The sequence below is a fragment of the Vibrio sp. 811 genome (genome assembly GCF_033339195.1).
The window spans coordinates 1-532 of sequence record NZ_JAWOUB010000887.1; the positions used below are offsets into that span (position 1 = coordinate 1).

The 532-nt window shown below is 40.2% G+C and carries 1 pseudogene; it reads left to right on the forward strand.

The annotated features are described in order from the left end of the window. Nucleotides 1-248: 248 nt before the first annotated feature. Nucleotides 249-532, forward strand: a pseudogene (locus R7Q46_RS29950) (haloacid dehalogenase-like hydrolase); the annotation flags it as partial.

Consider the following 532-nt stretch of genomic DNA (forward strand, 5'->3'; position numbering starts at 1 on the left):
CGTGAAGTTCTACCTGTAGGTAAAGCAAAAATCGCTCGTAAAGTTGAAGCAGTCGCAGCTTAAGCGTTAAATCGAACTCATTGAAAAAGCGGGCCAATAGGTCCGCTTTTTTATTTCATTGAATTTTATGAATCTTTTGGGCTTTCAAGTAGGAATATTCCGAATAAGACATTGTTGTGACCAAGGGCGAATTTTTTCTTCGAGAATGCTCCATTATTAAACTCCCCTATATAAAGAGTTTACAACTGATGAAAAATTACCTCTTGAATGTTTTTACGCTCGCTGTCGCGGTGATTTCATTTCCGCTTTTGGCGCAAAATAGTGACCCATTGCCTTCGTGGAACGACGGTCAAACCAAACAAGCAATTATCCAATTTGTCAGTGATGTTACTGACGCTAACTCTCCCAATTTTGTTGCTCCTCAAGATCGTATTGCCACTTTTGATAACGACGGAACGTTATGGTCAGAAAAGCCGATGTACTTCCAAATCTTGTTTGTGCTCGACCAAATTAAAGAGCAAGCAGCTAGCCA